General features: G+C 41.9%; 11 protein-coding genes and 1 pseudogene. 2 read left to right on the top strand and 10 right to left on the bottom strand.

From position 1 onward, the window contains the following. The 7 genes and pseudogenes from L1267_RS22645 to folE2 all read right to left on the bottom strand — a co-directional run. Positions 1-620 (bottom strand): tetratricopeptide repeat protein (locus L1267_RS22645; protein WP_442960576.1); only part of this gene is annotated, 620 nt, incomplete at its 3' end. 20 nt (positions 621-640) lie between these two features. After that, positions 641-1,417: an SDR family oxidoreductase gene (locus tag L1267_RS22640; RefSeq protein ID WP_135926692.1), complete on the bottom strand. Its 777-nt coding sequence runs from the start codon at positions 1,415-1,417 to the stop codon at positions 641-643. After that, positions 1,414-2,103, bottom strand: coding sequence for a TenA family transcriptional regulator (locus L1267_RS22635; RefSeq protein WP_212748200.1), 690 nt, complete (start codon positions 2,101-2,103; stop codon positions 1,414-1,416). Before L1267_RS22635 ends, L1267_RS22640 begins: the two co-directional genes overlap by 4 nt. 12 nt (positions 2,104-2,115) lie before the next feature. After that, positions 2,116-3,573, bottom strand: a pseudogene (locus L1267_RS22630) (AMP-binding protein); the annotation flags it as partial. Next, a complete protein-coding gene (locus L1267_RS22625) occupies positions 3,570-4,211 on the bottom strand; it encodes a thermostable hemolysin (RefSeq protein WP_235384260.1) in 642 nt (213 codons plus the stop codon). The gene L1267_RS22625 and the pseudogene L1267_RS22630, both read right to left, overlap by 4 nt. 186 nt (positions 4,212-4,397) lie before the next feature. After that, a complete protein-coding gene (locus tag L1267_RS22620; protein WP_235384259.1) occupies positions 4,398-6,557 on the bottom strand; it encodes a S46 family peptidase in 2,160 nt (719 codons plus the stop codon). 124 nt (positions 6,558-6,681) lie between these two features. Beyond that, positions 6,682-7,566, bottom strand: a complete 885-nt coding sequence (gene folE2, locus L1267_RS22615; RefSeq protein WP_235384258.1) for a GTP cyclohydrolase FolE2 — start codon at positions 7,564-7,566, stop codon at positions 6,682-6,684. A 489-nt stretch (positions 7,567-8,055) separates the two neighbouring features. Between folE2 and L1267_RS22610 the strand changes: the two genes are divergently transcribed. Continuing rightward, complete coding sequence (locus L1267_RS22610) at positions 8,056-10,221, top strand: M3 family metallopeptidase (protein ID WP_235384256.1); 2,166 nt, start codon at positions 8,056-8,058, stop codon at positions 10,219-10,221. 327 nt (positions 10,222-10,548) lie between these two features. Here the strand turns inward: L1267_RS22610 and L1267_RS22605 are convergent, their stop codons facing one another. Then, positions 10,549-14,556, bottom strand: coding sequence for a rhombosortase-dependent M36 family metallopeptidase (locus L1267_RS22605; RefSeq protein WP_235384255.1), 4,008 nt, complete (start codon positions 14,554-14,556; stop codon positions 10,549-10,551). Between the two features lie 127 nt (positions 14,557-14,683). Here L1267_RS22605 and L1267_RS22600 point away from each other — a divergent pair, with 127 nt between their 5' ends. After that, complete coding sequence (locus L1267_RS22600; protein ID WP_135926686.1) at positions 14,684-15,178, top strand: hypothetical protein; 495 nt, start codon at positions 14,684-14,686, stop codon at positions 15,176-15,178. 211 nt (positions 15,179-15,389) lie between these two features. On the opposite strand, the gene L1267_RS22595 is transcribed toward L1267_RS22600, so the two are convergent. Both L1267_RS22595 and L1267_RS22590 read right to left on the bottom strand, forming a co-directional pair. After that, positions 15,390-16,091, bottom strand: a complete 702-nt coding sequence (locus L1267_RS22595; protein ID WP_235384252.1) for a M15 family metallopeptidase — start codon at positions 16,089-16,091, stop codon at positions 15,390-15,392. 53 nt (positions 16,092-16,144) lie between these two features. Beyond that, positions 16,145-17,655: sensor domain-containing diguanylate cyclase (locus tag L1267_RS22590; RefSeq protein WP_235384251.1), on the bottom strand; the 1,511-nt coding region annotated here is incomplete at its 5' end.

The raw sequence follows: 17,655 nt of genomic DNA, 5'->3' as shown, positions 1-17,655 counted from the left end.
GCCAATAGTTTAGTAATTTCTTGTTGACGGTAAAGGTCTGCCTTTGGTCTATCAGGGCGCGCTGGCGCTTGCTGAGCTACTAATAAAAATTCTTTAGCTGACTGATACTTATGCTCATCATATAAAAATGACGCATATAAATAATTACTATCGATTCCATAAGGATTTAGCTCAAGGGCTTTTTTAAACAGTTTTTTGGCTTCATCATCATCACCAAAGCCAATTGGCCAACCTGGCACTTTGCCGTATAAAGTTGCCAAACTTGTATAGGCCGAACCATTCAGTGCTTGTGGATCAAGCTTAAGCGCTTTTTCAAATTGTGCTTTGGCATCTTTAGCAAGACCCAGCGCACCTAATCCCCCTTTCGCACCTGCATAGCTCGATAACACGATACCGTACCAAATATGGCTTGCCGCTTGCTGATCGTTTGCTTTTGTAAACTCTGCGGTTTCATTCGCTAACTTTTCAAAGGCATCTAGCTGCGCATCGTCAACTAATTCGTAATTAACCACAGCCCATTGCTTTTGCACCGAACTTAAATCGCTATTAAAGTCGGCTTTTGCAGGCGCAGCCATGATAACAGCTATCATCATTAGAGCTTTAAAATTTAGTTTAGTCATAATCATTCACCTTAATCAATTTAGTTGGCAAAAAAACTTTTAATTTTAGGAAGTTGTTTTGCTATTGCGTTATCAACTAATGATGGAAATGCCCCGTTAATACGAGCAAATAATGTTTCTGGAAAGCCGATAAAACGGCGACGTTTTTTGGATTTAATTAAATCTATTAATGCATCAGCCACTTTTTCAGGCGGGTCCATGGTGTTACCCAACTCTTTGTTCATCGCACGTACTTGCGGCGAATTAATCGCGGTATCGGTGGCACGAGGCGCTAAGTACAATACTTTCACATCACTGTGACTAAGCTCTCGGGCAAGGGCTTCGGTCATTCCTCTAAGGCCAAACTTGCTGGCACAGTACAAGGTTTGATACGGATAGCCGATGCTGCCAAATGATGAACCTATATTCACAATCGTGCCTTTATTACGGGTAATTTGTGGTAAAAACAGCTGGCACAATTTAATAGGTACATTTAGATTAATATTTAACAGATGATCAATTTGCTGCTCGCTTATTTCACTAAAGCCTTGCATCACATTAACGCCCGCGTTATTGATAAGCAGCGTTGCGCCGCCAATTTGCTGGGCAAACTTAGCAAGATCATTGCGAGATTCACTGTTACTTAGGTCGGCTTGAAAATACTCAGCGTCATTGCCGCACTCCAATTGCAATGCAGCAAGTTGCTTTATATTTCGGCCTACCAATAATACACGCCAACCTTCTTTTGCAAGGCGAAGGGCAATAGCACGGCCAATGCCCCCTGTTGCACCGGTTAGCACACACACTGGGCTACTCATGCGCTTTGCTCCAAGTCAGCCTCGCTAAAGAAAGGTTCTGAATCGAGGTCACGGAAAATATTGCCGTACAGTTTATAAAAACATTTTGCGGCGTGAATAATCGCTTGCTGATCGTCCTCGTTATCTATTTTGTTCATCAGATTTTCGAAAAACTTCACGTGCTCAATATCAAGAGCACCATGCGAGGTAAGGTAGGTAAACGCCTTTTTAGGTAAACCTACAACCTCACGGATTTGCCCCGCTGCATTATCGGCTAAGGCAATCGAGGTGCCTTCAAGCACATGCACCATGCCAAAGAAGGCCAATGGGTTACCGCGATTAATTGTATCGTACGCATACGACACCATTAATTCAGTCGAAAATTGTGGACGAGAATGACGCACTAACTCTTTATCAAAACCACAGGCTGCAATATCGTTTAGCACCCATTCTTGGTGGCCTAACTCTTCTTCGATGTATTCTGCAACAGCTTCGCGCAGCCACTCTTGTTTATCGCTCAGCTTTGCGCCTACAGCCATTAGCAGTGGCACGGTGTGTTTAACATGGTGATAAGCTTGCGTTAAGAACGATGCGTATTCACTCAGGCTGACTTCACCTTTAAAAACGCGGCTAATAATTGGCGCAGCTAAAAGGTAGTCGCGCTCTTTCTGTGTTTCGGCTTGTAATGTATTAAAAAATTGACTCATGCTCGTCGCCTCTTGATAAAGTGCTGAAATCTCTGTAGCAAAAAATTGATTAATAACATCGCGTTTGGGGCGATTATTGCTGGTTAATAAACCTTGCGTGTGGCTCATAGGCTCTGCCATTCGATGCCACTTTTTGATCTGTGCGTATTCGGGTAGTTGCGCGTTTTGTGCAGTAATATGAGCAGCAAGTTCATCGTCACTCATCGCTTGGTTTGCATAGATAAGCGCAGCTAAAAATGCTTGGCCTTCGCCAATCACCACCGCTTGTTGTACCTGGCTGTGGCTAAGTAATAATGACTCTGGCCACTCGGCACTGATATTGCGCCCAAAGCTGGTGATCAGCTGATTTTTCAAGCGACCTTGAATAACCAAGCGGCCTGCTTGCTCAGTGACGAGATCGCCAGTTGCATACCAATCGTCGGCACTTTGCGCGGCTTGACCTAAGTACCCTAAAAACAATGAGCCTTTGATATAAAGCTGACCATTTTCAATTTTGTATTGGATATGTTTGAGAACTCGCCCTGCGGTATCGATGTCGTCATCATCGCACGTGTTTAGGCTCACCACCGATGAAGACTCAGACAAACCATAGCCTTGATAAACCGGTAAACCTAACTCTCGGGCTTGCTTAATAAGTGCTTGGCTCACAACTGCGCCACCCACTGCAATAAACTTTAAGCTTTTAGGTGCTTGCCAGCCTTGCTTTGCAAAAGCCACTAAACAAGTCAGCAACTCAGGCACTAAAATAAGGGTATTTGGCTCAGTGCGTTCAATGGCTGCTATTAATTTATGTGGCTCAAGTAGCTGTGCGCCAGAAAACCCAAGTTCAGCTAAAGGCACTAAGTTAACCGTGCCACCCGCTAATAGCGGCGCATACACGCCGGCTAAATTCTCAAGCAAAACCGGTAACGGCAGTAAACACAAATGGTTTGGTTTTTCTAAACCAATGCTTTGATAAAGTGATGTTGCCACCTGCAATTGACTCTCAAGCGATAAACACACACCTTTTGGTGTACCCGTTGAGCCCGACGTAAAGGTAATCTTTTGCGTGTTTGCAAAATAAGGAACTAGCTGTGTATTACTTAATTGATAAACATATAAAGGGTAATGCTTACATACATCGACTAACGCCACTAACCTTGCATGCTCACCTTCGTAAGCGCGGTCACATACAAATAGCCCTGCCCCACTGTTTTGCAAACCAAACGCTATTTGCTGAGCCGTAAAAAACGTTGGTAGCGGAATTGCCACTCTTTTAAGTTCGCTAAGCGCAGCTTCTAATACACACCAAGCAGGTGTGTTATCTAATTGATAGGCGACACCCTCAGCATTAAACTCAACCAAAGTAGCTAACAGACGAGTTACTTGTTCAGTAAAATCTTGTTTAGTTAGTGAGCGCACACCATTACTTTCATGGCAAACCATTAAGGTATCGCTATCTTTGTGTGGTAACTGTGTTAACCAGCTCATAGCGCCTCCAAATAAACAGCCAATTCAAGGGATGACTGTAAACACTGCTGTTTAATATTGAATAAAACTGGGGTGTTTAATACACGTTGATGTGCTTCGTTTAGGTCAACCACACAAATGGTTGGTTGGTTGTCGTAATAGCTACCCCAGCTTGCTGGATCTTGGAGTGCTTGTGCATTTGCAACACCGATTTCTTTGCAATTAACACCTAGCATTTTTAATAGCGCTCTGACTTTGCGGGTTGCACAAAACACTAAATATTTTGCTCCCGCTTGGTAGAGTGCTTCGTTCATTAAAACAAAATGTGCCAAGGTGGCTTTTCGATGCGTTGAGCATAAATTACCTAACTCAAAAATGTGCTCACGCTTGGCACCAACAAAGTGCTCAATAGACACAGGGAGGTATTGTTCAATAAACAAAGGTTGAGATGCAGAGCGAAGACCTAACGTACATACTTCATCATCAACATTCAGCTCACAAAGAAGCGGCATGAACTGCGAAATTTTCGCATCATAAGCTGCAGCAAAACCTTGCTTAATATTACTCTCAAGACGGTCGCGGAACTGACCTCCTTCACGCGTGCAAACAAAGGCAGGCTCTTGAAGTTGAGTTTGATGTGATTGTTGAACTGAAAGCATAATTGTTCGCTCCACTTAGGTTATGTGTAAAATTTATCGAGCGAAACTTAAATAAAACTTAAGAAAAAATAATTTTTATAAATATTTTTCAACCTCATGAAATTTAATGTTTTTATTTTTTATAAAAACAAAAATGCCAGTCTAAATGACTGGCATTTTAATGCTTAAATTAACGTTAAACTTTGATTACTTAACGATGGTCATCTCTTTAAGTAGATTTTGAGCATTATCAACTTTATCCATCACCCACAACATGTATCGTGAATCAACGTGAATCGAGCGGTTTAAGTTTTCATCGTAATCCCAATCACCAATAATACTTTCGTAAACACCATCAAATAACAAACCAACGAGCTCAGCATTACCGTTTAATGTTGGAGAGCCTGAGTTACCACCTGTGGTATCTACATTTGATAAAAAGTTAACCGGAACAGTATTCATACCGCCAGTGTAATCGCCATAAAGCTTTTGCTTAATTAACTCATTTTGCTTTTCTGGTGAGTTGAATGGTTCAACACCGGTATTTTTTGCAAGCAGGCCTTCTAAAGATGTAAAGGGGGTTGCCACTAAGCCATCTTGCGGTGAATAGCCGCCTACCGTGCCGTAAGTTACACGCAAGGTGCTGTTAGCATCAGCATAAACAGGCTTATTAAGTGCCTTGTTATAAGCGATAATTGCTTCCATTAATGCAGGGCGAGCAGCTTGCTGTTTACCAGCCAGCTCTTTTTTCGCATCTTCAATGTCTTTAGTAACGGCAAAAACAGCCTGAGCGTATTGAATGAATGGATCGCTACTTTGCTTTAACTGAGCAAGGTCAAGTTCTGTCATCCATAAACGTTTGCTTTCATCTGCAAGAACCGATTTAGCATACATATCATCAAGTAACGCTTGTTGTTTTTGTTTATCAAAACCATTGGTTAAACCAAGCGCTTTATCTACCTCTGCAACTCGCTCATCGTTTGGCAAAGCTGCATATTGCTCAATAAAGTACAATAAAATGGCTTTATCAACGGTTTCATCATAACGACGACTCATGCTTTCTAGGCGTGATTTAATGCGCGGCATATCACGCTCTTGATAACCGCTTTCGCGCTCAGCATCTGGCTTTTGTTTTTCATAAGCTAAACGATAGAGCATACGAGCCGATGACATCATTTGCGAGCGGTGTACGTAACCTAACATACGGTCACGTTGGTTGTGCTCTTGCGACTGAGCAACTAGCGCAGATAAATCAGCAAGTACATGTCCGTATTTAGCTTTGCGCTTACTATCTTCATTGATCCACGCAGTGAGATCTTTTTCGAATTGCTGCTTACGGCTATACATTGAACCTTTGTTAAAGCTCTCAATCATTGAGCCATAGTTTTTAATGTAGTTGTTGTAACCCGCAATCGTGCTTTCATAAGCAATACGTGCCTCTGAACCATCAGGGGCATTTTCTTCAATCAACGAGACATATTTAGAATTATATTTACGCGCTAATGGGTAGGCTGTGTTAAACACGTAATCAACTTCAGGCGAAATACGGTAACGGTTTGTGCTGCCCGGATAACCGGTAACCATCACAAAATCGCCTTCTTGTACGCCTTTAGCGCTTACTTTTAAAAACGCATCACTCTGGTACGGTACGTTATCTTCTGAATATTCAGCAGGCTTGCCATCTTTGCCAACATACGCGCGATAGAACGAGAAATCACCGGTGTGGCGCGGCCACATCCAGTTGTCGATATCGCCGCCGTATTTACCTACGCCCATAGCGGGTGCATACGCTAAACGTACATCTTTAATTTCAAGCGCTTTAATTAAGTAATATTCAAGACCACCATGGAAGGTATACACATTACAGCGGTAGCTTTGGTCTTGCTCACACTCACTAACAAGTGCTTTTTCATTTGCTTGAATTGCATCAAAACGTGCTTTACCTGTTAGCTGTTCAGTACCTTGGTTTACTTTATCAGTAACTTCTGTCACTTGCTCTGTCACATAAACACGAGAACCCGGCGCTGCAGGTACTTCTTCGCCCGTTGTTTTAGCTAAAAAGCCATTTTCTAAAATGTTATTTTCGGTGGTTGAATTATATTGAATCGAACCATAGGCACAGTGATGGTTTGTTACAACTAAGCCTTTTGGTGAAACAAACGAAGCAGTGCAACCACCAAGGCTAATTACTGCGTTCATCGGAAACTCGGTCAATTTTGAAATTGACTCAACATCAATGCTTAAGCCTTTCGCTTTTAGGATAGATTCAAGTTCTGGTAGCTGGTGAGGTTGCCACATGCCTTCGTCGGCAACAGCAACATTTGCTACAGCCAGACCCACTGCAGCAGCAATAAATTTAAAACGCATAGTCGTCCTTTATATTTGTTATGTTTATCTTTTTAGCGCTCTTATCATTATCATTGTGCTAGCCAATAGCAATAATTTGCGACCGCTAATGTCAAAGTTTGTAAACCAAATAAGGCTGTATGGCCTAATACTTAGACTCATAAACCACAGCATTGTGGCCGTGTAAGCTTTCTTGATGCTCCACTTTAAATTGGTAATCAGTAATACCTGGCATGGTTTCGAAGCACTGCTTTAGCCGCCTTGCTGCATCCTCGCAAAATAATAAGTTTTTTGCGTTAAGGGCGGCAAATGCTTGTTCATCTTCACGCTTAACGGCGGTTTGCACTGGGGTCCCTATGGCTTGCTCACAGACTGTGATAAAGCCACTAATATCCGGAAGCTTTTCGTTACTAAAAGTGACATCGATATACGCATATGAGCGCTGGCTATGAGGGGTTGCAATAGAGCCCTGTTCACTTGTGAGCCAATTGATTAAAGATGCTTTATCAATAGCGGCATCGCTAAACTGTTTATCGACCGCTTCGCTCAAAAGCTGCCTCGATAATGCCGCTGAACATGGGCACGTGCTGCTATAGGCAATATCGACTTTTAAGTTAATGGTAAGTGATTGCTGCTTCGTGATGGTTAAAACTACAGGGTAAGCATTGTAACCGTAATGGTCGCTCAGGAGCGCAGGTTTTAGCTCTGGTAAATCAAAATGCAGCACCAGTTTTACGCTTTTACTTAAGTCTTTTTGTGATGCTAAAACGGCATTCATAAACTCACTAACACGCTGACTAGTTAAGCTTTGTTTAGCCAATAGCTGATTAAGTAGTAAATAGAGACGCGACATATGAATGCCTTTTGCATCGCTATCAAGGCTGACAAAAATATCTGCTTTGGCATTAAGGTGCGCATCAACATGAGGTTGTGCAAGTTTACAAGGTAATGCGATACCTTCCATGCCAACCCATTTTAAAGGTGATTGAAAATCTGTATTAGAGTGCGAGGTTATATCGGGTAATTGCATATCAACTTCTTGTATTATTTATATTTATTGCTAAAGCATCAATTCTGATGAACTGAATAAGTGCTATCGCACCAAAGAAAATGATACAATATAACATTATAAAACTTTATCAAGAGCTAATTTTTGGGCCTTTCACACCATCATTGTCATGCAGCTATAAACGTAAGGACGAACTTGCATTATGAGTATTAATTTTAAACAGTATCTGATAACAATTTAGCTTGAAAAGTCGAAAAAGATACGCTGACATTTACGAAAATTAACCACTTATCGCAGCCAATAATCACCTTATCGCAACGAATGAGATTATTGCTATCGATACACAGTATGCTCTATATATTAACCGCAAAGTTATATCAGCCTCACTCATGCACACATTCGTGCCATCTTTGTGTAATCTCATACTAACAACCAACACTAGGATGACATAAAGTGCTGACATAACGTTATATCGGTACAATTACTTTAAAAAATGACAAGAGAAACACTATGAAACACCTAGTCGCAACCGCGATCAGCTCAGCGTTATTACTAACGGCCTGTTCTGAGCCTCAAACTACAGCTGATACGCGTAAAACTGAACAAACAGCAGAAGTAACTGCAGCTGAACAAGCAAACCCACTATTTGTTAAAAGTGCACTGCAATACGAGGCGCCTGATTTTAGCCTTATTAAAGATGAACACTTTATGCCAGCTTTCAATAAAGGCATGGCAGAGCAAATAGCTGAAGTACAAGCTATCATCGACAACCCTGCAAAGCCTGATTTTGCCAATACTGTTGTTGCTCTTGAAAAAAGTGGTGAGCTGTTAACCCGTACTCGTAGCATTTTTTATAACTTAGCAGGCAGTGACTCAAACCCTGCTCGCCGTGAAATCCAAAAAGAATTAGCACCTAAGTTAGCATCACATAACGATAATATTTTTCTTAATAAAGCACTTTTTGAAAAAGTAGCAGCGGTTTATAACGATGCAGACAAACTAGCATTAACAGCCGAAGAAAAACGTTTACTTGATGTTTACTACAAGCGTTTTGTTCGCGCTGGTGCACAATTAAATGCCGAACAAAAACAGCAAATTCGTGATATCAATACTAAGCATTCAAGTTTAACGACGCAGTTTTCGCAAAACTTATTAGCACTGACAAAAACAAATGTTGTTATTGTTGATGACAAAGCTGAGCTTGAAGGCTTACCTGCGGGTCAAATTGAACAGCTTGCTAATGCAGCAACGGAAGCTGGTCATGACGGCAAGTACTTAATTAAGATCACCAATACAACTCGCCAGCCTATATTAGCAACCCTTAAAAACCGTGAGTTGCGTGAAAAAGTATGGCGTGCATCGGCTGAGCGTGCGCTATCAGGTGAAAATAATAACCGCGATATCGTGGCAGAACTTGCTCACTTACGCGCTCAAAAAGCTAAATTATTAGGCTACGACAGCTGGGCTGATTTTGGTTTAGAGTCACAAATGGCGAAAAAACCTCAAGCAGTATTTGATATGTTTGCGAGCATGATCCCTGCATTAATGCAAAACGTTAATGCTGAAGCAGCGGCTATTCAAGCTAAGATCGATGAGTCTGGTGAACAATTTAAGCTACAGCCATGGGATTGGTTATTCTACGCAGAGCAAGTTCGCAAAGATAAATACAACCTAGACGAAAATGCAGTAAAAGAGTATTTCGAATTTAATCGTGTTCTTGAAGACGGTGTGTTTTATACAATGAACCGTTTATATGGGATTACTTTTAAACCACGTAGCGACTTACCAGTTTACCACCCTGATGTGAAAGCATATGAATTATTTGACGAAAATGGTAAAAGCCTAGCTATTTTCTATGCCGATTACTTTGCTCGTGAAGGTAAACGTGGTGGCGCTTGGATGAGCTCATTTGTGAAGCAGTCTGGCCTAAAAAATCAAAAGCCTGTGGTTGTGAATGTAATGAACATTCAAAAAGGCGCGAATGGTGAACCAACACTTATCAGCTACGATGAAGCAACAACGATTTTCCATGAGCTAGGTCATGGCTTACACGGTATGTTCTCAAAAGTTAAATACCCAACACTTTCAGGTACTTCGGTATCACGTGACTTCGTTGAGTTTCCTTCTACCTTTGAAGAAGACTGGGCAATGTACCCTGAAGTTATCGCTAACTATGCGAAACATCATAAAACAGGTGAGCCAATTCCTGATGAGCTACTTGAAAAAGTCATTCAATCTCGTAGCTTTAACCAAGGTTTCGATACTTTAGAGTATGTTGCTGCTGCACTACTTGATATGGAATGGCACTCACTTTCTGCTGATGCGCCACTACAAGACATTGAAAAGTTTGAAGAGCAAGCTCTTACTAAGCACGGTGTTAACGTACCATTTGTACCACCACGTTATAAATCTGCGTTCTTCTCACACTCAATGGGCGGCGGTTACTCAGCTGGTTACTATGCTTACATGTGGAGTGAAATCCTAGCGGCAGACGCGTTTGCTTATGTTCAAGAGCAAGGTGGTTTAACTCGCGAAATGGGTGAAAAATACCGCAAAGAAATTTTAGAAGTAGGTAACTCGCGTGATCTGATGGAATCGTTTAAAGCATTCCGTGGTCAAGAGCCTGATACGTCTGCGTTGTTAAAACGCCGCGGCTTAAAAGCAACCGTTCAATAGCTTTAAGCTCTAAGCCGAATTGTGGGGTTATCGAGTATTGATAACCCCCACAACATTCAACCTCTTTACTCTTCACGTAAGTTGGGTCGAGCGAAGCGATACCCAACGTAAAGAACCTTCCAGCTATCAGTCGTCAGACACGCGAAACAAGTTTCACGCCTACAAAAAGGGGCTAGGTTCTAGGACGCGATGTAAAATCGCTGCCACCTTGTATCTTTTATCTCGTATCTCGCATCTCGAAACTCGCTAACTACCCTCTCGCTAACTTAAAAACAAAAAAGCCCTTACAGCGAGCTGTAAGGGCTTTGTTATCACTATTTAAAAGTATTATTTACGTTTACGGCGACGGCCGATAAGCGCTAATGGTGCAAGTAGAAGCGTTAAGAAACCAAAGCTACCATTGCTAGATTTAGTTACTTTTTTCTCTTCTACTGGCTCAGCTTCGTTAGTTACAGCAACAGTGAACTGCTCTGAAACAGAATCTGTACCATCGCTCACTGTTACTTCAAATACTAACTCGTCATCGCTTGAGATAGCACCTGGCGTGAAGCCTAGAGTTGCAGTGTCAGCACCTGTAAGCGTTGCTGTAGTACCGCTCACTTGAGTCCATGTGTAGCTTAGTGTGTCGTTGTTACGGTCTGTCGCTGTAACAGACACAGTACCTGAAGCCGATTCAGAAACCGTTTCATCACCAGAAACACTAATAATAGGAAGTGCGTTATCACATGCTAACGTATCACCAGCAATTACGTTCGAGAAGATTGGTGACGTTACATTGCTTACAGTCACGTTATCAATCCACCAGCCGAACTCACGTACTGCGCTGTCTGATGAGATACGGAAGCGTAATTTTGCACGGTTACCGTTTAGTTCAGTACCAAAACGAATAGTTTCGTAGTTACCATAAACACCATTATCAATATTGTTACCTGTGAAGGTATCGCGATCTTGTAGTGCTTGTGCATCATTTTCGATTAGTGGGCCGTCGTAACCAACATCAAATGAACCGCCCATTTCAGTAACATCAACCCAGTTACCACCGTTTACGCTGATTTCTACAACACCACCATCCCACTCGTTTTCGATTAGGTAGAAGTGCCAGAATGAAACTTCAAATTCACCTGCAAAGCCAATGTCGAACTCTCTTGACTCAATAGCAACATCTGACTGGAAGTCATTGTTGTTCAAGTACATTGTTTGCTCGCCAAGACCAAAACCAAAGCTGTTGAAGAAGTTAACATTACCGCCAGTTGCCATGCTTTGCGTGCCAACAGCTAAGTCATCACCTGTCATTACGTGCTCTTTCCAGTCGCGTAATGATGTGCCTGCTACTTCCATATCATCAGCAGTTTGTGAGCTAACAGGTGCCTTGTCTTCAAAGTCCATGTTTACAAGGTAAGATACTGTATCGCTTAGAGCTTCAACGATTTCATCATCAGCAGAAAGCTCAGGGAATGACACTTCGATTTCAAGCGTATCAGCAGTGCCAGCATCGTTTAATGTGAACTTAATTGGTGCACTTGTTTGCGAAGCATACGGTGTTGTATCGTCAAATGTGATTAAGCCATCATTTTCAAATGTAACATCGTGGCCACTCACAACAGTTAATTGTGCTTGTGTACCTGTTAGCACTTCACTACCGGTATTCATAATGCTAACAGTTAAAGTACCTGTTTCACCCTTATCAAGAATGTTGTCGTTTGAACAATAACCAAGCTCAACACCATTGTAGCTTGCATTCATTTCAACATCTTTTAGGGTAAAGCTTGCAAGTTGCATTTTGTCAGATTCAACAACACCCGTTAAATCTTCACTGAAACGATCTGGCGCTTGAGCACCTAAGCCCATACCACGCTTAGCAAATGCACCTAAGATTAGTTTGTAATCTTCAGGGTCAACTGCATATGCAGCCGCTAAGATTGCATCACGTGCTTCTGTGTATAATGGTGCAACTGGTGTTAACTTGTAACCAGCAACTAGGTAGTTAGCCATACGGTTTTGAGCATCTTCAAAGCCGTGCTTGTTGATAAGCGCTACGTAGCTTTCCCAAAGCATGGTTGCCCAAATTTCACCTGCAGCGTGTGGTGAAGCAACACTCGTTGGTGCAATACCTACATCATCACCAGCATCTTCAGTAATGTGACGGAAAGACAGTGGGTTAACGTCCATATTTGTTGAATATGGAACACGACGGATACCATAATAGAAGTCTTCTACGAAAGTACCGCTACCGTATGCTTTTTGGAACTTGTCGTTACCTGGGATGTTGATGTCATCTGCTTTCGCAATGAACATTAGTGAGTGGAAATCACCCCAACCTTCGCCCATCGCGCGACCTTGGAAGTTGATAAGACCCGATGAGTTACCCACTAAACGGTTACTGATATAGTGACCCCATTCGTGAGCAATAATACCGTTATCTAACGTACCGTCTTTTAACGTAGCTTTATTGAACATGTTAACAGTAACAGTTTCGCCTGCATCGATACCATCGTAAAGTGCATGACCGTCAGCAAAGTTAAGACCCATGTTAGGAATAAGCACTGCATCATCTTCACCGCCCATTGGCGCTGGCTCATCAGTATCTGGGTTGTTATTCACAACAATTGCACCAATTGCACCCGCTTCTTGAGCGTGTAGTACTTTTGCAGTGAAGTTACAAGAACCACGGTCTACTAGCGCAATTTTACCAGCTAGTTCTGCTGCGTTTGTTGCAGGTTCACAACCATCAGTTACGCTACCAGAATCAACGTTATTATCGTCAACTAGACGAACAACTTCGCCAGCGATATCAGCAAATTGCATTTGACCAAAGCTAGATACTTTTGACGAATCTAGAAGACCAATGGTCGCGTCAGATGTTACAACCACACCATAGTCAATGCCTACTTTTGCATCTTTACTATTGTATAAATACATTTGCATGCGAGGGCTTGCACCATCAGCAGGCGTAGACATGTTTGCGTTGTTTAATCCGCTATTATCTTGTGCTTGCGCTTCGATTGGGTCGCCTTCAACACCGCCACGGCCGTAGTTCGATACTTGCGCAACATTTGATGTTTCGTCAAAACCATGGTCGTAGAAGAAATCGTGTAAGAAGTTGTTCATGTAGAACAAGTTAACGATTGCCGCTTTACGGTTATCGTAGCTGTTTGCTACTTGGTCAACTTGATAAGGGTAATCGAATGTGAAGTCTGATGTAGTTTCAGCAGTGAAGTCACCTTCAGTGTAACCTTGAGGTGCGATTACATCGGCATAAGCAAATACATTGTTACCTGAAGTGGTTGTAGCATCATCAGCAAGCCACGGATCCATCGTGCTTAGTTTTTTATAGTAAGACAAACTTACAAGTGGTGCATCCAGGATTTCAGTTTCATCGATTTGATCTGGACCATCAGCTGGGATCACGTCGCCATGAGGACCTTCCCACGGATAACCATCTTCGTCAGCCCATACACGGTAGTTAAAGTCTGCCGCGTGTGCTTTTAAGTCTTTCTTGAAATAAACTTTGCTGTTTTGTGCGCCAATAACGTAGCTGAAGTAATCGCTTTCTAGGCTGTTTTTATCAGCAACTTCTACTTCAACGTAGTATGCAGATTGTAACTCGCCCGCTACTTCAAAGAATACTTTCTTAGCACGTGGCTGGCCTAGTACAATTTTGTCACCAGTTTGGTTAGACACATTGTACTTAACATAGTCGCCTTGTTCAGTTGATTTAGTTAGCGATACGTCGATATCAGCAAGTTCTTTAATCGCACGTTTAATGCTTTGCTCCGCACCAACAAATTCAGCAAGTGGTGCGAACGACTTGGTTGCACTAGCGCTTGTGTTTGCAAAGTAGCCAGAACCTGCAACTAGGTTATATTCTTTGTCCATGATCAGGTTGTATTCGCGGTTGAATACTTCAATGTCATGTACTTTTTGCTTGTATTTAGCTGTGATTGAACCAAGCTTCTGCTCAGATAAATCAGTTAGTACGGCGCTCGATACACCTTTTTTCAGAGCGCTAACGCCCGTTAAAGCATTTAGATAAAAATCAGCAGCGTATGCATTGCGCTGCTCAGGAAGGATCATCGCCATGTCTGGCTTAGCTTGACCTACCGCATTCCAAAGGAACGTAGCTTTACCTAATTGCTCATCGAAAATTGATTTGTGCCCTGATACAGTACGACGCTCAGCTAATGCACGTTGCTGAGATACTTGAGGATTAAACTGTACTTGAGAACTAACACTTGATGCGTTGTAAAAGCGAGTTTGTTCACTTGCTTGTATTTGAGTTGATGCCAAGATAGCCGTTACCATAGTTGCAACAGCAGTTACTTTAAATTGAGACATTCCTTACGTTCCCTATTGTTATATTTTTATTTTCGGTTAACAATCATAACCAAAGCCAATGTACCTAATCTGGCAATCAAAAGACAGAATCAATTGTAAACAAAAGTAACGAACAAACAGGTCAACAATGAACAAAGCAATTAATATACAGTTAGTTACACTAGCGCTAATACTCTTATCAGGCTGTCAAAAAAGTGAAATATCCGAACAAGATAGCTCGCAACACTCAGCAAGCAGTTCACAAAAAGAACAAGTTTTAGATAAAGATGTTAAAAAAGTGGTCGAGATTAACAAACAAAAACCAATTAACGCTTTTAGCAATAATGGCGAAAAAATTACCTTTGCCGCGCCTACTTTAACCAAAGGCACTGAAGTATTTAATCACGCGATGAAAGAGCCTGGTATTGCTACCGGCGCTATCTATTTAACTCTCAAAGATAATAGCTTACCGGTAGAGCTTAGCAGCCAATACACGTTAAAAAAAATGACCAACAAAACATATCGATACCTTGCTGAAAAAGATACTGATTTATTAAAAGTGCAAGACGTTTTTAAACAAAATGCCAATGTCGATATTGTTGAAATTAAAGTTGATTATTCACCGATAAAAGAGGTGATGTAGGTTGGCTAGAGCCAGCGAAACCCAACGTGAAGGAGCTCTCAGCCTTCAGATGCGCTGCTACAAGTTTCACGCCTACTTGTAGCAGCTTGGAGCAGCGGGTTTATCCCGCGTCATCATGCGCTAAGTTCTAGGTTCTAGCCTCTGGGTTCTAGGACGCGATGTAAAATCGCTGCCAGCTCGCCATCTCGTAACTCTAAACTCGCTAACTTAACTACTCCACCACAAAATCAAAATAGGTAGCGGGGTATGCTTGAGGTTGATAGGTAAAGTGCCACCACTCCATTGAATAAGGGGCGAAACCGGCATCAGTCATGAGGGTTTTTAGTTTATATCGATTGGCTTTTTGTTCTGCGCTTATGCGCGGGTCGTCAGTGTTTGACAGGGTGTCGAACATATCAAAGGGAGAGCCCATATCGAGCTCTTTGCCTTTTGCATCGACTAAAGTTAGATCAATTGTTGAGCCACGGCTGTGGCCCGATTTAGCGGCGATATAATCACCTAGTAGCTCGTCTTTGCCCAGATTTGGATAAAACTCAGCTTTAGTGCGGGTATCCTCTAAATCGTTAACCCAACGCACAAAGTGATCGACTGCTCGTTGTGGTCGATAGCAATCAAATATCTTTAAGCTTAGCCCTTCATTTTGAGCGGCATTTTGTACTTTTTTAAGGGCTGTAGCAGCACTATTATGTAATAAACATTTAGGTGCATTGTAGCCATCTATAGGTTTGCCAACAAAATTATGATGACCAAAATAACGAATATCCAACACTGCATTCGGTATCAATACGCCTACATCAATAAACTCGCTGCGCTTGTCGTCATCAGAATTTGCGTAAACATTATTACCCCATGTCAGAGCAACGCTTGCAAACATAATTGGTTTTATTAATCGAGCGAGTAAAGTAAATGCCATATCGATTTGTCCGTAAATAACTTAATAACATTCACTATTGCATATAAAATAACTTATTCCAACACTGGAGTGTCAGAAATAGGGGTTAGCTCTTTATAGTAGCTGCCATCAACAACACAGCGATTGCGCCCGGTCTTTTTAGCTTTATACAAAGCTTGATCAGCCAATTTAAACACCTCTTCGAGGCTCAATTGTTCCAGAGGCCAGCCCGAAATACCAATTGATACATTAATGCAGCCCACTGGATCTATGAAGCTTTCTGAGACGCGCATACGCAAGCGCTCAGCGAGTTGATAAGCCCGTTTTGCCTCAACTTTTGGCATGATCACAATGAACTCTTCACCTCCTGTACGTGCAACAACATCGCCATCGCGCGTGACATCCAGCAAGATTTTAGCAAGTGATTGCAATACTACATCGCCAATATCATGCCCATATTCGTCATTTACCCGTTTAAAATGATCGATATCGATTGCCAGTATCGCAAATGGACAACGCTGCTCTATAAAGTGACTTAACTGCATATCGAGACTACGGCGGTTATGTAAACAGGTTAATGGATCCGTTTGTGCTTCTTGACGTAACAAGCCAATTTTACTGTGTAATAAGCCAACACCTCTAAGCATGGCTTTTCTTAGCTCATTGCTTTCAAAGTACCATGAACGAATTTGTGTCAGCTCAAGCGAAGTAGATGGTCGATCGAGAGTATTGGCGGTTTCAGCTAATTGTCTCAAAGGTTGCGCAATTAAACGCGCAAGCACCCAAATAAATACAAAAGTGAGTAAACCAATTGGTGCCGTTTTTACAAATACTTGCCACATTAAGCTGTCGAGCGGTGCAAGGGTACTGTCTAGTGGACGCTGGGTTACTACTCCCCAAGGAGCTACTGTCATCGGTGCGTAGCCAGCAAGCATTGCAACGCCTTTGCTGTTGGTAACAAGCTGAGTCCCTGAGTGCCCTTTTAGTACTTCTTCAATTACTTGGTTATCAAATACTTGCTCACCAATACGGTATTTATCGGGGTGGTAAAGTAAACGATGGTTTTCATCAACCACATATAAGTAAGAGCCGTCTTGATAGAAATGAACTTGCAATAACTGATTTAAGATACTGGCGCGCTTTAAGTATAAAGTTCCGCCAACATAACCAATAAAATTGCTGTTCTTATCGAATAGAGGTTGCGAGATAAAAATGAGTAAATTACCCGCCATAGAAATGTAAGGCTCGCTTATCATAGGAATACGGTATGACAAAGCAGCCTTGGTGCCAAAACTATCTACTTTACGATTTTGAAGTTCAAGAGACTGCGGCGATACGCCAAGAATTTCGCCTTGTTTATTAACGATTATAATCGAGTTGAAACTATTAGTTTGTAATCTTAAGCGCTCTGCTTCAGCACTGATCAGCTTCTGATTATTAAAGTCTTCTTCAAGGATTTTGCCTACATAAGCAAGCTGTTGCTGAGCAGCTAACAAAAAGTTATCAGTAGCCGAAACCAACTTAGCAGCATAGGCTTTGTGATTACTCATTGTTTTATCTATTAGTTGTTGTTTTTGAACTTGGT

It is taken from the genome of Pseudoalteromonas sp. OFAV1 (assembly GCF_021532595.1).
GTDB lineage: Bacteria > Pseudomonadota > Gammaproteobacteria > Enterobacterales > Alteromonadaceae > Pseudoalteromonas > Pseudoalteromonas lipolytica_C.
This window is presented reverse-complemented; position numbering and strand designations above follow the sequence as displayed.

Coding starts and splice junctions, on each gene's coding strand:
- L1267_RS22595 (WP_235384252.1), bottom strand. CDS start 16,091: ATGGCATTTACTTTACTCGCTCGATTAATAAAACCAATTATGTTTGCA.
- L1267_RS22625 (WP_235384260.1), bottom strand. CDS start 4,211: ATGCTTTCAGTTCAACAATCACATCAAACTCAACTTCAAGAGCCTGCC.
- L1267_RS22635 (WP_212748200.1), bottom strand. CDS start 2,103: ATGAGTCAATTTTTTAATACATTACAAGCCGAAACACAGAAAGAGCGC.
- L1267_RS22600 (WP_135926686.1), top strand. CDS start 14,684: ATGAACAAAGCAATTAATATACAGTTAGTTACACTAGCGCTAATACTC.
- L1267_RS22620 (WP_235384259.1), bottom strand. CDS start 6,557: ATGCGTTTTAAATTTATTGCTGCTGCAGTGGGTCTGGCTGTAGCAAAT.
- folE2 (WP_235384258.1), bottom strand. CDS start 7,566: ATGCAATTACCCGATATAACCTCGCACTCTAATACAGATTTTCAATCA.
- L1267_RS22610 (WP_235384256.1), top strand. CDS start 8,056: ATGAAACACCTAGTCGCAACCGCGATCAGCTCAGCGTTATTACTAACG.
- L1267_RS22640 (WP_135926692.1), bottom strand. CDS start 1,417: ATGAGTAGCCCAGTGTGTGTGCTAACCGGTGCAACAGGGGGCATTGGC.
- L1267_RS22605 (WP_235384255.1), bottom strand. CDS start 14,556: ATGTCTCAATTTAAAGTAACTGCTGTTGCAACTATGGTAACGGCTATC.